Below are 15,379 nucleotides of genomic sequence, written 5' to 3'. Positions count from 1 at the left end.
GGAGAAGGGCCCGCCGCAGGCGCCCTAAACGGAAACCCCGAGGGCCCGGCCGACGACACGTGCCAGGATGACCACGTGGCTCAGATATTCGATACGCCGTTCATCGGCCGGGCGGACGAACTGGCCCGGCTCACCGGCGTGGTGGACCGGGCCGCCTCCGGCGACCCCCGCGCCGTCCTCGTGGCCGGCGACGCGGGCGTCGGCAAGACCCGCACCTTGACCGAGGCGGCGGCGCACGCCGCCGCCACCGGCACCACCGTCCTGACCGGCCACTGCATGGACCTCGGGGACGTGGGCCTGCCCTACCTCCCGTTCACGGAGCTCCTCGGCGCGGCGTCCGCCGACGAACGGTTCGCCCCCGCCTTCGCCGCGCACCCCGCGGTGAACCGGCTGCTCGGCGCCGCCTCCGGGAGCGGCTCCGCACAGGACCCCGGCAGCCGCCTCCAGCTCTTCGAGGGCGTCACCGCGCTCCTCGCCGAGCTGGCCGAACAGGCCCCGCTGCTGCTCGTCATCGAGGACCTCCACTGGGCGGACCAGTCCTCCCGCGATCTGCTCCGCTTCCTGCTCAGCCGGGGCGTACTCCAGCGGCCCGTGCCCGGCGGCCCGCCCCGCCGCCTCGCGATCCTCGCCTCGTACCGCTCGGACGATCTGCATCGCCGCCACCCGCTGCGCCCCCTGCTCGCCGAGCTGATCCGGCTGCCCGCCGTCGACCGCCTGGAGCTGCGTCCGATGGGCGACGCGGACGTGGCGCGGCTCGTGCGCGGGCTGCGCACGGGCCCGCTTTCCGACAGCACGGTCGGCCGCATCGTCGAACGCGCCGAGGGAAACGCCTTCTACGCCGAGGAGTTGCTCGCCGCGCTGCCCGGCGACGACGACCCCGGCTCCCCCGCGATGCCCGGTGACCAGGGCGGTCCGGGCGACCTGGGCGGCCTGGCGGATGTGCTGCTCATCCGGATCGAGCAACTGACGGACACCGCCCAGCAAGTGCTGCGCACCGCGGCCGTGGCGGGCCGCACGGTCGGCCACGACCTGCTGCGCGACGCCGTCCAACTGCCGCAGGAGGAGCTGGAGTCGGCGCTGCGCGAAACGGTCGGGCGACAGCTGCTCGTACCGGGTGACGATGCGACGTACTCGTTCCGGCACGCCCTCATCCGCGAGGCCGCCTACGCGGACCTGCTGCCCGGGGAGCGGGTCAGACTGCACGGGGTGTTCGCCAAACTCCTTGCCCGGGAGGACCGTTCGGGGCAGAGCGCCGCGGAGCGCGCTCACCACTCGCGCGAGAGCCACGACCTGCCCGATGCCCTGTCGGCCTCCTTGGAGGCCGCCGACCACGCCAAGGGCGTCGGCGCGCCCGCCGAGGAGCTGCGCCATCTCGAGGCCGCGCTCGACCTCTGGGACGCGGTCGAAGCATCCGCCCGCCCCAAGGACGGCGACGCGGTCGGCCTCACCCTGCGCGCCTCGGCGGCCGCCGCCCACGCCGGTGACCCGCATCGCGGTGTGCAGCTGGCCCGCTCCGCGCTCGACCGGACCGGCGCGGACTCCGACTCCGAACTGGCCGCCCGGATCCGCTACACCCTCGCGTTCAGGCTGCTGCGGGTCGATCACCTCAAGGCCGCCTTCACGTACAGCACCGAGGCACTGTCCCTGATCCCGGCCGAGCCGCCGTCGCCCACCTGGGTGTGGGCGGCCGCGACCCACGTCATGGCGGCCCGGTACGTGGGGCGGGACGAGGACGCCGAGCGCGTCGGCCGGCAGGCGCTCGACGCCGCGGAGCGGCTCGGACTGAGCGACGCCCAGGCCGACTTGATGATCTCGCTGGTCGGCATGGAAGCGCACAACCGGAGTACGGAGAAGGGCCGGGACAGGCTGCGCGGGGCCCGTGAGCTGGCCCGCGCCGCCGGAAATCTCCCGGTGGAGATGCGGGCGCTCTACAACGTCGCGATCGGCTGCTACGAGTCCGGGGATCTGGACGCCTGCCTGACCTGGAGCGGCGAAGGACTCGGCCTCGCCCGTCGCGCGGGCCTGCTCTCCTCCCCGTACGGCCTGGAGCTGCGCTATATGCAGTCCCTGCTGCTGTACACCCTCGGCCGCTGGGACGAATGCGCGCGGGCGGCCGCCGCGGACTCCGAACTGCTCCCGGAGGCAGGCGGGTTCGCGACCGCTCCCGCGCTGTACGTCGCCCTGGCGCGCGGCGAGTTCGACCGGGCCGTGGGCGGGGCGCGCGCCCTGTTCGACGGCAGTACCTCCGACTGGATGGCGATGCTGGTCGCGAGTGTCGTGCTGACGGATGCGGCGGCGTTGCGCGGTGACGCGGAGGGCTGCGTACGCCAGCTGCACGCATCGGTCGATGCGCTCGCGGAAGGCTCGGGCGTCGACCGGCCCGATGTGACGGTGCGGCTCGCCGCGCTCGCCCTGTCGGTGGTCGCGGACCGGGCGGAGGAGTCCCGGCTCTCCGGTGACGAGACGGGCGCCGCACGGTGGGCGGGGACCGCCGCCGAGCTGGTGGAAATGGCCCGGTCCACGGCGGCCCGTGGCGAGGACGGGACCGGGCACGGGCCCGAGGGCCTGGCCTGGCTGGCGCGCGCCGAGGCCGAGTTGATACGCGCCGCAGACGGGCCGGATGTCGCGGCGTGGGAGCGGGCCGTGACGGCTTTCGGCTACGGCGATCCGTACGAACTGGCCCGCTGCCAGTGGCGTTTCGCCCAGGCCCTGCTCACCGCCGACCGGCGCGAGGAGGCCGGCGAGCAGGCGCGCGCGGCCCGGGAAACGGCCGAGCGGCTCGGCGCCGGACCGCTGCGCGAGGCCGTGGACGCGCTGATCCGCCGGGGCCGCCTCGCCGACGCGTCGGCGCCGGCGGACCGTATCGCCGCCCTCACCGCCCGGGAGAGCGATGTGCTGCGGCTGCTCGGCCGGGGGCGTACCAACCGTCAGATCGGCGAGGAGCTGTTCATCAGCGGCAAGACGGCGAGCGTCCATGTCTCGAACATCCTCGCCAAGCTCGGTGCCGCGAGCCGTACCGAAGCCGTGGGCATCGCCTATCGCGAGGGCCTGATCGAGCCGGAGGCCAGCACCTCCCTGTGAGAGCGACGCACGAGGGCCGGGTCACCCGTGGGTGACCCGGCCCTCGTGCGCTACAAGAAAGCGATCAGGCGCTGAGAGAAGACGGTCAGGTGAGGTTGACGGTCCGCGCCGACGTCGCGCCGATCTCCTCGGCGACCTCGGTGAGGACGCTCGGCGGCACCGTGTCGTCCACGCTCAGGACGGCGAGCGCCTCGCCGCCCTCCTCGGCGCGCGAGACCTGCATGCCCGCGATGTTGAGCCCGGCCTCGCCGAGCACGCGGCCGACGGTGCCGACGACACCCGGACGGTCCGCATAGCGCAGCACGACCATGTGGTCCGCGAGGGCCAGCTCGATCTCGTGCTCACCGATGCCGACGATCTTCTGGTGGTGCTTGGGACCGGCGAGCGTGCCGGACACGGCCACCTCGTCGCCGCCCGAGAGCGTGCCGCGCACGGTGACCACGTTGCGGTGGTCGGGCGACTCGGACGACGTGGTCAGGCGCACCTCGACACCGCGCTCCTGCGCGAACAGCGGGGCATTGACGTACGACACGGTCTCGTCGACGACGTCCTCGAACACGCCCTTGAGCGCGGAGAGTTCGAGCACCTTGACGTCGTGCTGCGTGATCTCGCCGTAGACCTCGACGTCGAGGCGGACGGCCACCTCGCCGGCGAGCGCGGTGAAGATCCGGCCGAGCTTCTCGGCGAGCGGCAGACCCGGGCGTACGTCCTCGGCGATGACCCCGCCCTGGACGTTGACCGCGTCCGGCACCAGCTCACCGGCGAGCGCGAGGCGCACCGACTTGGCGACCGAGACACCGGCCTTCTCCTGGGCCTCGTCGGTGGACGCGCCGAGGTGCGGGGTGCAGACGACCTGGTCGAGCTCGAAGAGCGGGGAGTCCGTGCAGGGCTCCTTCGAGTAGACGTCGAGACCGGCGCCGGCCACGCGGCCTTCCTTGAGCGCCGAGTACAGCGCGGTCTCGTCCACGATCCCGCCGCGCGCCGCGTTCACGATGCGCACCGAAGGCTTGACCTTGTGCAGCGCCTCGTCGCCGATGAGACCGAGGGTCTCGGGGGTCTTGGGCAGGTGCACGGTGATGAAGTCGGCGACCTCGAGCAGCTCGTCGAGCGTCAGGAGCTTCACGCCCATCTGCGCGGCGCGTGCGGGCTGTACATACGGGTCGTACGCGACGACCTTCATGCCGAAGGCCGACATGCGCTGGGCGACGAGGACGCCGATACGGCCGAGGCCGACGACACCGAGGGTCTTCTCGCTGAGCTCGACGCCGGTGTACTTCGAACGCTTCCACTCACCGTTCTTGAGCGCGGTGTTGGCCTGCGGGATGTTGCGCGCGGTGGCGACGAGCAGGCCGCAGGCGAGCTCGGCGGCGGTGACGATGTTGGACGTCGGCGCGTTGACGACCATCACGCCGGCCTTCGTGGCGGACGAGACGTCGACGTTGTCGAGACCGACGCCGGCGCGGGCCACGACCTTCAGCTTCTTGGCGGCGGCGATGGCCTCGGCGTCGACCTTGGTGGCCGAGCGGATGAGGATGGCGTCGACCTCGGCGATGGCGGGCAGGAGTTCCGCGCGGTCGGCGCCGTTGCAGTGCCGGATCTCGAAGTCCGGACCGAGCGCGTCGACGGTCGCGGGCGACAGCTCTTCAGCGATGAGTACGACAGGTTTGCCGGTGGCAGCAGTGCTCACGTGAGTCCTCGCATGTTCCAGTGCAGGCGGCCGTCCCGTGGCCGCAGGCGGTGGAGGTGGCTTTGCCGCGTGGAAGACGCACGACGCTGTGGGCCTGACGCGTATGTAGTTGAGCAGTGTAGTGGGGACTTTGGTCCCCAAATCCGCCAGAGCGTAAGGATCACTCGGACGTGGCTGGACAGCGTGTCCAGTTCCTTTCGGAACCTGACCGGTTCTTGCACGAAGGGGCCGGACCCATGAGGTCCGGCCCCCTTCGCCGTAAGGCTTACGCCTCGGTGTCGACCCAGCTCATGAGCTTGCGCAGCTCCTTGCCGGTGGTCTCCAGGAGGTGGCTCTCGTCCTGCTTCTTGTACTCGTTGTACTTCGGCAGACCCGACTCGTACTCCTTCATCCAGTTGTTGGCGAAGGTGCCGTCCTGGATCTCGCCGAGGACCTTCTTCATCTCGGCCTTGGTCTGGTCCGTGATGATCCGCGGGCCGGTGACGTAGTCGCCCCACTCGGCGGTCTCGGAGATCGACCAGCGCATCTTCTCCAGGCCGCCCTCGTACATGAGGTCGACGATGAGCTTCAGCTCGTGCAGGCACTCGAAGTAGGCGATCTCGGGCTGGTAGCCGGCCTCGACCAGCGTCTCGAAGCCCGCCTTGACCAGCGCGGAGGCACCGCCGCAGAGCACGGCCTGCTCACCGAACAGGTCGGTCTCGGTCTCCTCGGTGAAGGTGGTCTTGATGACGCCGGCGCGGGTGCCGCCGATGCCCTTCGCGTAACTGAGGGCGAGCGCGAAGGCGTTGCCGGTCGCGTCCTGCTCCACGGCCGCGATACACGGAACGCCGCGGCCCTCCTCGAACTGACGGCGCACCAGGTGGCCCGGGCCCTTCGGGGCGACCATGCAGACGTCGACGCCGGCCGGGGGCTTGATGAAGCCGAAGCGGATGTTCAGGCCGTGGCCGAAGAACAGGGCGTCGCCGTCCTTGAGGTTGTCCTTGACGGACTCCTCGTAGACCTTGGCCTGGATCGGGTCCGGCACGAGGATCATGATGACGTCGGCCTCGGCTGCGGCCTCGGCGGGCGTCACCACGCGCAGGCCCTCTTCCTCGGCCTTCGCCTTGGACTTGGAGCCCTCGTGCAGACCGACGCGGACGTCCACGCCCGAGTCACGCAGCGACAGCGCGTGGGCGTGGCCCTGGCTGCCGTAACCGAGAACCGCGACCTTGCGGCCCTGGATGATGGACAGGTCGGCGTCGGCGTCGTAGAACAGCTCGGCCACTGGAAATCTCCTCGGTGTACTGATGTTGCGTCCCACCGTACGGCGGGCGGGGGAAAGGGGTCTGACGGTCTTACGATGCGGTCCGGTCGGACCGGAAAGGCCTACGCGCTGCGATCGAGCGCGCGCAGTGAGCGGTCCGTGATGGAGCGCGAGCCGCGGCCGATGGCGATCGTGCCGGACTGGACGAGCTCCTTGATGCCGAACGGCTCCAGCATCTTGAGCATGGCCTCCAGCTTGTCGCTGGATCCGGTGGCCTCGATCGTGACCGCCTCGGGCGAGACGTCCACGGTCTTGGCGCGGAACAGCTGCACGATCTCGACGATCTGCGAGCGGGTCTCGTTGTCGGCGCGCACCTTCACCAGAACGAGTTCACGTGCGACGGCCGCGCCGGGCTCCAGCTCGACGATCTTCAGCACGTTGACGAGCTTGTTGAGCTGCTTGGTGACCTGTTCGAGCGGCAGGTCCTCGACATTCACCACGATGGTGATACGGGAGATGTCGGGGTGCTCGGTGACACCGACCGCGAGCGAGTCGATGTTGAAGCCGCGGCGCGAGAACAGCGCGGCGATCCGGGCGAGGATGCCGGGGGTGTTCTCCACGAGGACGGAGAGCGTGTGCTTGGACATGGCGTCTGTCTTCCTTTTCCGTCTCTCGTTCTCAGTCGTCCGCGCCGTCGCCGAAGTCCGGCCGGACGTCGCGGGCTGCCATGACCTCGTCGTTGGAGGTGCCGGCGGCGACCATCGGCCAGACCTGGGCGTCCTCGTGGACGATGAAGTCGATCACGACGGGACGGTCGTTGATCTCGTTCGCCTTCTGGATGACGGCGTCGAGGTCGGCCGGGTCCTCGCAGCGGAAGGCGACACAGCCCATGGCCTCGGAGAGCTTCACGAAGTCGGGGACGCGCGTGCCCTTGCTGCGCTCCTCGCTGGCTCCGACCTGCGAACCGGTGGTGTGGTTCGTCTTGTCGCCGTGCAGGACGGTGTTGGAGTAGCGGCCGTCGTAGAACAGGTTCTGCCACTGGCGGACCATGCCGAGGGCGCCGTTGTTGATGATGGCGACCTTGATCGGGATGTTGTTGAGCGCGCAGGTGGTCAGTTCCTGATTGGTCATCTGGAAGCAGCCGTCGCCGTCGATCGCCCAGACCGTACGGGTCGGCTGGCCGGCCTTGGCGCCCATCGCGGCCGGGACCGCGTAGCCCATGGTTCCGGCGCCGCCGGAGTTGAGCCAGGTCGCCGGCTGCTCGTAGTCGATGTAGTGCGCGGCCCACATCTGGTGCTGGCCGACGCCCGCGGTGAAGATCGTGTCCTTCGGGGCGAGCTTGCCGATCCGCTCGATGACCTGCTGCGGGGCGAGGGAGCCGTCGGCCGGCTGGTCGTAGCTGAGCGGGTAGGTCTCGCGCCAGCGGTTGAGGTCCTGCCACCAGGCGCTGTAGTCACCGGAGTTGCCCTCGGTGTGTTCGGCCTGGATCGCCTGCACCAGGTCGGCGATGACCTCGCGGGCGTCGCCCACGATCGGCACGTCGGCGGCGCGGTTCTTGCCGATCTCGGCGGGGTCGATATCGGCGTGGATGATCTTCGCGTACGGGGCGAAGGAGTCCAGCTTGCCGGTGACGCGGTCGTCGAAGCGGGCGCCGAGGGCGACGATCAGGTCGGCCTTCTGCAGCGCGGTGACGGCGGTGACCGCACCGTGCATGCCCGGCATTCCCACGTGCAGCGGGTGGCTGTCGGGGAATGCGCCCAGTGCCATCAGGGTGGTGGTGACGGGCGCCTGGGTGAGTTCGGCGAGGACCTTCAGCTCCGCGGTGGCGTGCGCCTTGATGACGCCGCCGCCGACGTAGAGGATCGGCCGCTTGGCGGCCGCGATCATCTTGGCGGCCTCACGGATCTGCTTGGCGTGCGGCTTGGTCACCGGGCGGTAGCCCGGCAGGTCCTGCTGCGGGGGCCAGCCGAACGTGGTCTGCGCCTGCTGGGCGTCCTTGGTGATGTCCACGAGGACCGGGCCCGGACGTCCGGTGGAGGCGATGTGGAAGGCCTCCGCGATGGTGTGCGGGATGTCCTCGGCCTTGGTGACCAGGAAGTTGTGCTTCGTGATCGGCATGGTGATGCCCACGATGTCGGCTTCCTGGAAGGCGTCGGTGCCGATCGCCTTGGAGGAGACCTGGCCGGTGATGGCGACCAGGGGCACCGAGTCCATGTGCGCGTCGGCGATCGGGGTCACCAGGTTGGTGGCGCCCGGACCCGACGTCGCCATACAGACACCGACCTTGCCGGTGGCCTGCGCGTAACCCGTTGCGGCGTGGCCCGCGCCCTGCTCGTGGCGGACGAGGACGTGCCGGACCTTCGTGGAGTCCATCAGCGGGTCGTAGGCGGGCATGATCGTGCCGCCAGGGATACCGAATACGACCTCGGCCCCGACTTCCTCGAGCGAACGAATAAGGGACTGCGCGCCCGTGAGGTGCTCGACGGGGGCCGTCTGCTGCTGTCCAGAGGATCGGGGCCGCGGCTGCGGATGGGCCCCGGTGGCCTGCTCGGTCATCGGCGTCTCTTCTCGATGCTGAGGGTGGTTATGCGAGGTTTGTCGAACTTACTGGCGGTGCCTGTGCAACAAAAAACCCCTCGTGCCCGGAGGCAAGCGAGGGGAGCGCGTCGGTGACGGTCGCTGAGTGTCTCTGACGACTCAGCTTCAGCCGACGCGCTGTCCAAGTACGAGAATTCGGGTGCGCATGGCACTGACCCTCTCTCCAGCGCCCCGACACTGTCAAGTGGGTGGGACGGCCGTCTCATTATGTGAACGGACCACCGTTCCCCCTGCGAACACGGGCTCGATCGGACCGTGCGGCAACGGGTAGTGCCCGGCGGCCAGAGCGCGCCGCAGCCGGTACTCGTCGAGGGGTCCGGAGAAGGCCATGCCCTGCCCGTGCGTACAGCCCATCGCGCGCAGCGCCACCACCTGCTCGGGCAGATCGACGCCCTCGGCCACGGACTGCAGTCCGAGATCGCCCGCGATCTTCAGAAGACCGCTGGTGATCTTGTGCAGTCTGGCCGATTCCACCACTCCCTCGACCAGGGAGCGGTCGAGTTTCAGTACGTCGACAGGGAGGCGGCGCAGTGCGGTGATGGCCGCATACCCGTTGCCGAAGCCGTCCAGGGCGATCCGGACACCGAGCCGGGACAGCGCGGTGAGCCGGCGCTCCAGCTCGTCGAACGGGATCCGCGGATCATGGTCGGAGAGCTCGATGATCAGCGCGCCCGAAGGCAGCCCGTGCCTGGTCAGGAGGGCTTCCACGGTGGCAAGCGGCATGGAGCGGTCGAGGAGGCGGGCCGCGCTGATCCGTACGGCCACGGGGACCGCGTGCCCGGTGGCGCCCCGCTCGGCGGCCTGTTCGACGGCCTCTTCGAGCAGCCAGCGGCCCAGCTCCGCGGTGCGGTCGTTGTCCTCGGAGACCCGGAGGAACTCGGCCGGTGTGAACAGGATGCCCTGCGCGCTGCGCCACCGCGCCTGGGCGGCGACCGCCGTGATCCGTCCGGTGTCCAGCCGTACGACCGGCTGATGCAGGAGCGCGAACTCGCCCTCGTGCAGGGCCGATCGCAGCCGCGTGGCCAGCTCGGCCTTGCGGACGACCTCGGCCTTCATCTGGGGTGCGAACATCACCACACGGCCCTTGCCCGCGGCCTTCGCCCGGTACATCGCCAGGTCCGCGTTGCGCAGCAGATCGCCCGCGGTGATGCCCGGTTCGGCGAAGGCGACCCCGATCGAGGCGGCCACCCGCACATTGCTGCCGTCCACTTCGTACGGCTGCGAGAGGGTGAGCCTGAGGCGGTCGGCGAGCTCGTGGATATGGCGTTCGCGTGCCGCACTGTCCCGGGTGCCGTCGCCGAGGATCAGGGCCGCGAACTCGTCGCCGCCGAGACGGGCCGCGGTGTCCCCCTTCCGTACGGATTCCTCGAGGCGGCGGGCGGCCTGGACGAGCAGGTCGTCGCCCGCCTGATGGCCGAGCCGGTCATTGACCGCCTTGAAGCCGTCGAGGTCGATGAAGAGCACGGCGGTGCCCCGGTCGGTGGCACGGCGGCCGTGCAGGGCCTGGCCCACCCGCTTGGTGAACAGCGCGCGGTTGGGCAGGTCGGTGAGCGGGTCGTGCTCGGCGTTGTGCTGCAACTGGGCCTGCAGACGGACCCGTTCGGTGACGTCGCGGCTGTTGAAGAGCAGGCCGCCGCCCTGGTGGCGGTTGACCGTCGACTCCACGTTCAGCCAGTCGCCGGAGCCGGACTTGAAGCGGCACTCGATCCGGGTGGTGGGCTCCTCGAGGGGACTCGCCGTGAGGAAGCGGCGGATCTCGTGGGCGACGCGGCCGAGGTCCTCGGGATGGATGAGGTCGGCCAGCTCCGAGCCCTTGAGCTCCTCCGCGCTGCGCCCCCAGACGCCGGAGGCGGCCGGGCTGACGTAGTGCAGTATGCCGCTGGGTGCGGCGATCATGATCACATCGCTGGAGCCCTGGACCAGGGAGCGGAAGTGGTTCTCCTTCTGGGCCAGCTCCTGGGTGAGCGTCATGTTGTCGACGAGCATGATGGCCTGGCGCACGACCAGGGCCAGCACCACCGTGCAGGCCGTGAAGAGCACCACGCGGTCGACGCTGCGGCCGTCGATCGTGTTGTAGAGGATGCCCAACGTGCAGACGGCGGCGGCCAGATAGGGCGTGAGCGCGGAGAGCGAGCCGCCGATGCCGCGCTGCTGACTGCTGCGCCGCACCACACGGGGGTACTCGACGGGCTGCCCCGGCCGGGTCGACACCCATGGCGCGTACGCGAGGAGCAGCGAGCCCGCGAACCAGCCGGCGTCGAGCAGCTCGCCCGAGCGGTAGGTCTGCTTGAGCAGCGGCGAGGTGAACAGGGCGTCGCACATCACGGTCAGCGCGAGGGCGGCGATCGCGGTGTTGATCGCCGAGCGGTTGGCCGAGGAGCGCCGGAAGTGCAGGGCGAGCACCATGCTGACGAGCACGATGTCGAGCAGGGGGTACGCGAGGTTGAGCGCCGCGTGCGCGACGCTGCGGCCGTCGACCTGGGAGTTGTGCGCGAGCGCCAGGCTCCAGGACAGGGTGAGCAGCGAGCCGCCGATCAGCCAGGAGTCGAGGCCGAGGCAGACCCAACCCGCGCGCGTGACGGGCCTCTTGGCGAGGACGAGGAGTCCGACGATCGCGGGCGGTGCGAAGCAGAGGAAGAAGAGGTCGGCGATGCTGGGGCTCGGCACCTCGATGCCGAGCACCACCTCGTACCAGCCCCAGACCGCGTTGCCGAGCGCCGCCATCGCGGACGAGAGCGCGAACAGGAGCCAGGCGGGTCGAAAACGGCTCTCGCTGCTGCGGCCGTAGAGAAAACAGGAGACGGCCGCGGTGGCCGCGGCGATGCTGAGGCCGAAGTCGCCCATGATCAGGGCGAGTTGCGCGGATCCCCAGCCGAGGGCGGAGCCGACCGCATAGCCGGCGCAGATCACCGCGAGCACCAGCTGGGACACCAGTCCCGACCTGCCGCCCCACGGCTCGACACGGCGGTTCATCAGCACCCCCGGGGTGCTCACCGCGCCGCCCGGACCGGCCTCGTCGGCCGCAGCGGCCGCGTGCTCGCATCCGGCGTCCGGCTCATCGGTCTGCAGCCCGTCGGCACATGCGAGGGTCGCTGTCGGCGGTCCCGCCGCGTAGGAATGTTCGTCCATAGGCCGTGCATCGCCCGTCGCCCCCCTCGCAGTTCGGTGCCTTCCGTGTGTCCCCGGCGTCTCCGGCACACGCTGTGCTCTCCGGGCGGATTCCCTGTCCTGACCCGGCGGTTTCCCGGCGCCGAACGGTGCGCGGCGCAGCCCCAGTCGGGACGATACACCAGTCTCGTCACTCAGGGACATAGTTCCTCTACGCTCCGTGACGACCAGGGGCATTGGGGGGACCCGATGCACGGAAAATGTTGCAGAGCGTACCGGGACCGAGGCGCTCCGTACGACTGGAGTGCAGTGTGTCCGAACTTCGGCCGCTGTGCGGGGTGTTCGGGGGTCCTGGGGCGTGCGAGGCCCCGGGTGCGCCCGCTATTCGGTGGTGAGCACGACGTTGTCCAGCGGCTCGCCCGCGGCGAACTTGGTGAGCTGGCCGGCCAGAAGGCGCTTCGCACGCGGTTCGAACGCCGAGGTGGAGCCGCCCACATGGGGGCTGATCAGCAGGTTGGGCGCGTGCCACAGCGGGTGACCCGCGGGCAGCGGTTCGGGGTCGGTGACATCGACGGCGGCCCGGATGCGGCCCGTTTCCAGCTCCGTGAGCAGGGCCTTGGTGTCGACCACGCCGCCGCGCGCGACGTTCACAAGGAGGGCGCCGTCCTTCATCCGCGCGAGGAAGTCCGCACCGGCCAGGTGCCGGGTGGCCTCCGTGAGGGGCGTGGAGAGGATCACGACGTCGGCTTCGGGCAGCAGCCGGGGCAGTTCGTCGAGCGGATGCACGGCGCCGCGCTCCGTGGTGCGGGCGGAGCGCGCGACGCGCGCCACCCGCGCGCACTCGAAGGGCGCGAGCCGGTCCTCGATGGCGGCGCCGATCGATCCGTATCCGACGATCAGGACGGACTTGTCGGCGAGCGCGGGATAGAAGCCGGACCGCCACTCCTCCTGCTGCTGTCCCTGCACGAAGCCGGGGATCCCGCGCAGCGAGGCGAGGATCAGCGCGAGCGTGAGCTCGGCGGTGGACGCCTCGTGGACTCCCCTGGCATTGCACAGGCGGACACCGGGGCGCAGATCACCGAGTCCGCCCTGCACATGGTCGACCCCCGCCGAGAGGGTCTGCACGACCTGTACCGACCGCATCCGCGGCATGGGGCGTACGGCGATCTCGGGGCCCTTCATATAGGGGACCACGTAGAAGGCGCAGTCGGCGGGATCGGCCGGGAAGTCCGGTGCGCCGTCCCAGAAGTGGTAGGCGAGGCCTTCGGGCAGGCCTGCGATGTCGTCGGCGGGAAACGGGAGCCATACGTCTGCGGTCATGGTCAGGAGGCTAATCCGCTGGGGCCTGCTCCCGGTGGCCGGGAGGCGGGAGGTTAGTTTGGGGGCCGTCGGTCGAAGGGGAGGCACAGCCAGGTGGAGCGCAGGACGGTCGGCGCGGCGGCACTCGAAGTGGGCGCGATCGGGCTCGGCTGTATGCCGATGAGCTGGGCGTACACCGCTTCACAGCAGTACGGCGAGGAGTCGCTGCGGGCCGTGCACACCGCGCTCGACGCGGGGGTCTCGCTGCTCGACACGGCGGATATGTACGGGCCGTTCACCAATGAGCTGCTGCTCGGGCGGGTTTTGAAGGAGCGGCGGGCGGACGCCTTCGTGTCGACGAAGGTGGGGCTGCTTGTCGGCGAGCAGCACATCGTCGCCAACGGCCGTCCCTCGTACGTGAAAAGGGCCTGCGATGCCTCGCTGCGCCGGCTCGGGACCGAGGTGATCGACCTCTACCAGTTGCATCGCGCCGACCCCGAGGTGCCCGTCGAGGAGACCTGGGGCGCGATGGCGGAGCTGGTGACCGCCGGCAAGGTGCGCTCGCTCGGGCTGTGCGCGGTGGGGGCACGGGCCGGGCGACGGCCCGGGTCCCGGCTGCACGATGCGACGATCCGCCAACTGGAGCGGGTACAGCAGGTCTTCCCGGTGAGCGCGGTCGAGGCCGAGCTGTCGGTGTGGTCGCCGGAGGCGCTCGACGCGCTGCTGCCGTGGTGTGCGGCGCGCGGGGTGGGATTTCTGGCGGCGATGCCACTCGGGAACGGTTTTCTCACGGGGACGCTGACACCGGGCTCCGGTTTCGAACCGGAGGATGTGCGGGCGAGGCATCCGCGGTTCACCGCCGAGATGATGGCCGCGAACCAGCCGATCGTCGCGGGTCTGCGGCGGATCGCCGCGCGGCACGGGGCCACGCCCGCACAGGTCGCGCTGGCGTGGGTGCTCACCCGGGGCCGGGATGTGGTGCCGGTGCCGGGGACGAAGCGGGCGGCCTGGGCCGCGGAGAACGCCGGGGCCGCGGGGGTGCGGCTCAGCGAGGGGGATCTGCGGGAGATTGCGGAGTTGCCGTCCGGGGTGGGGTCCTGGGAGTAGGCCGCGGGAGGCCCCTCGCCGTGGCCGCCGGTCGGCTTCGGGGATTCGGGACTGGTTGTGGGAACCCAGGCGGCGCGAGCGGTGTATGAACGGTAAGGACGCGATCGTCGAAAGGACCTCGGCTGTGCAACGAACCGCAGTACCCGCCGTGTTGGCCGCCGCCGTGCTGCTGCTCTCCGCCTGTTCGGGGGACGGGGAGGACCCGCCGGCCAAGGAGAGCAACTCCGCCTCGAGCCCGGGGAAGGCGGGTGAGCCTTCGCGCAGCGCCGATCCCGATCTGCCGCCGGCCGAGGGCTCGGCGAAGGTGGTCAAGACCCTCGCCGAGGACCTCAAGTCGCCCTGGGGGCTTGCCGCGTTGCCGGAGGGAGATCTGCTCGTCTCCTCGCGCGACGAGGCCACGATCACCCGGATCGACGCGGAGAGCGGGAAGAAGACCGAGGTCGGACCGGTGCCGGGAGTGGCGCCTGCCGGCGAGGGCGGGCTGATGGGGCTCGCCCTCTCCCCCGCCTACGCCTCGGACCACTATGTGTACGCGTACTTCACGACCGAGTCGGACAACCGCATCGCGCGTTTCCAGTACGACGAGAAGAAGCCGGCCGGTCAGCAACTGGGCGCGCCGGACACGGTGTTGCGCGGCATCCCCAAGGGGACGATCCACAACGGCGGGCGGATCGCGTTCGGCCCGGACAAGATGCTGTACGCGGGGACGGGTGAAACGGGCGAGACCGGACTCGCCCAGGACAAGTCCTCGCTCGGCGGCAAGATCCTGCGCATGACACCCGAGGGCGAGCCGGCGCCGGGGAATCCGGAGGCGGACTCGCTCGTGTACTCGTGGGGTCACCGCAATGTGCAGGGTCTGGCCTTCGACAAGGAACAGCGGCTGTGGGCGGCCGAGTTCGGCCAGAACACCTGGGACGAGCTGAACCAGATCGGCCCGGGCAAGAACTACGGGTGGCCTGAGGTGGAGGGCAAGGGCGACGAGGGCTCGGAGTTCGCGAACCCGCTCGAGCAGTGGTCGACCGCCGACGCCTCCCCCAGCGGCATCGCCTGGGCCGAGGGCTCGATCTGGATGGCGGGCCTGCGCGGCGAACGTCTGTGGCGCATCCCCCTGGACGGCACGAAGGCACTCGCGGAACCTCAGGCCTTCTTCGAGGGCGAGTACGGGCGCCTGCGCACGGTACTGGCGGCGGGCGAGAACCGGCTGTACGTCGTGACCAGCCAGACGGACGGGCGGGGGTCGCCTGAGGGTGGGGATG

Annotated in this window: 9 protein-coding genes; 3 read left to right on the top strand and 6 right to left on the bottom strand. The window is 70.5% G+C overall.

All coding sequences use genetic code 11. The features are described from left to right. The first annotated feature begins 75 nt into the window (after window positions 1-75). On the top strand, window positions 76-3,081 hold the full coding sequence (locus G6045_RS31915) for a helix-turn-helix transcriptional regulator (RefSeq protein ID WP_165335655.1): 3,006 nt from the start codon (window positions 76-78) through the stop codon (window positions 3,079-3,081). An 85-nt stretch (window positions 3,082-3,166) separates the two neighbouring features. Here the strand turns inward: G6045_RS31915 and serA are convergent, their stop codons facing one another. The 6 genes from serA to G6045_RS31885 form a co-directional block, all read right to left on the bottom strand. Continuing rightward, on the bottom strand, window positions 3,167-4,768 hold the full coding sequence (gene serA / locus G6045_RS31910) for a phosphoglycerate dehydrogenase (protein WP_165335654.1): 1,602 nt from the start codon (window positions 4,766-4,768) through the stop codon (window positions 3,167-3,169). A 265-nt stretch (window positions 4,769-5,033) separates the two neighbouring features. Next, the gene (gene ilvC, locus G6045_RS31905) at window positions 5,034-6,032 is read right to left on the bottom strand and encodes a ketol-acid reductoisomerase (RefSeq protein ID WP_165335653.1); all 999 of its coding nucleotides are present in this window, start codon (window positions 6,030-6,032) and stop codon (window positions 5,034-5,036) included. Window positions 6,033-6,133: 101 nt separating this feature from the next. Beyond that, window positions 6,134-6,658, bottom strand: a complete 525-nt coding sequence (gene ilvN / locus G6045_RS31900; protein ID WP_165335652.1) for an acetolactate synthase small subunit — start codon at window positions 6,656-6,658, stop codon at window positions 6,134-6,136. Between the two features lie 31 nt (window positions 6,659-6,689). Next, entirely contained in the window at window positions 6,690-8,567 is a 1,878-nt protein-coding gene (locus G6045_RS31895) for an acetolactate synthase large subunit (RefSeq protein ID WP_165335651.1), read from the bottom strand. 222 nt (window positions 8,568-8,789) lie between these two features. After that, window positions 8,790-11,582 carry a putative bifunctional diguanylate cyclase/phosphodiesterase gene (locus G6045_RS31890; RefSeq protein WP_165335656.1) on the bottom strand — a complete coding sequence of 931 codons (2,793 nt, stop codon included), beginning with the start codon at window positions 11,580-11,582 and terminating at the stop codon, window positions 8,790-8,792. A 516-nt stretch (window positions 11,583-12,098) separates the two neighbouring features. Beyond that, the gene (locus G6045_RS31885) at window positions 12,099-13,037 is read right to left on the bottom strand and encodes a 2-hydroxyacid dehydrogenase (RefSeq protein ID WP_165335650.1); all 939 of its coding nucleotides are present in this window, start codon (window positions 13,035-13,037) and stop codon (window positions 12,099-12,101) included. A 93-nt stretch (window positions 13,038-13,130) separates the two neighbouring features. Here G6045_RS31885 and G6045_RS31880 point away from each other — a divergent pair, with 93 nt between their 5' ends. Further along, window positions 13,131-14,123: an aldo/keto reductase gene (locus tag G6045_RS31880; RefSeq protein WP_165335649.1), complete on the top strand. Its 993-nt coding sequence runs from the start codon at window positions 13,131-13,133 to the stop codon at window positions 14,121-14,123. An 85-nt stretch (window positions 14,124-14,208) separates the two neighbouring features. Further along, on the top strand, window positions 14,209-15,379 hold a 1,171-nt coding region (locus G6045_RS31875), incomplete at its 3' end, for a PQQ-dependent sugar dehydrogenase (RefSeq protein ID WP_165335648.1).

The sequence above is a fragment of the Streptomyces mesophilus genome (assembly GCF_011044995.1).
GTDB classification, from domain to species: Bacteria; Actinomycetota; Actinomycetes; order Streptomycetales; family Streptomycetaceae; genus Streptomyces; species Streptomyces mesophilus.
The sequence above is the reverse complement of the archived record's forward strand: the minus strand, read 5'-3'. Positions and strand labels throughout refer to the sequence as shown.

What these genes read in the sequence shown, in the direction of transcription:
- ilvN (WP_165335652.1), bottom strand. Translation starts at nt 6,658, where the DNA reads ATGTCCAAGCACACGCTCTCCGTCCTCGTGGAGAACACCCCCGGCATC.
- G6045_RS31885 (WP_165335650.1), bottom strand. Translation starts at nt 13,037, where the DNA reads ATGACCGCAGACGTATGGCTCCCGTTTCCCGCCGACGACATCGCAGGC.
- G6045_RS31890 (WP_165335656.1), bottom strand. Translation starts at nt 11,582, where the DNA reads ATGAACCGCCGTGTCGAGCCGTGGGGCGGCAGGTCGGGACTGGTGTCC.
- G6045_RS31895 (WP_165335651.1), bottom strand. Translation starts at nt 8,567, where the DNA reads ATGACCGAGCAGGCCACCGGGGCCCATCCGCAGCCGCGGCCCCGATCC.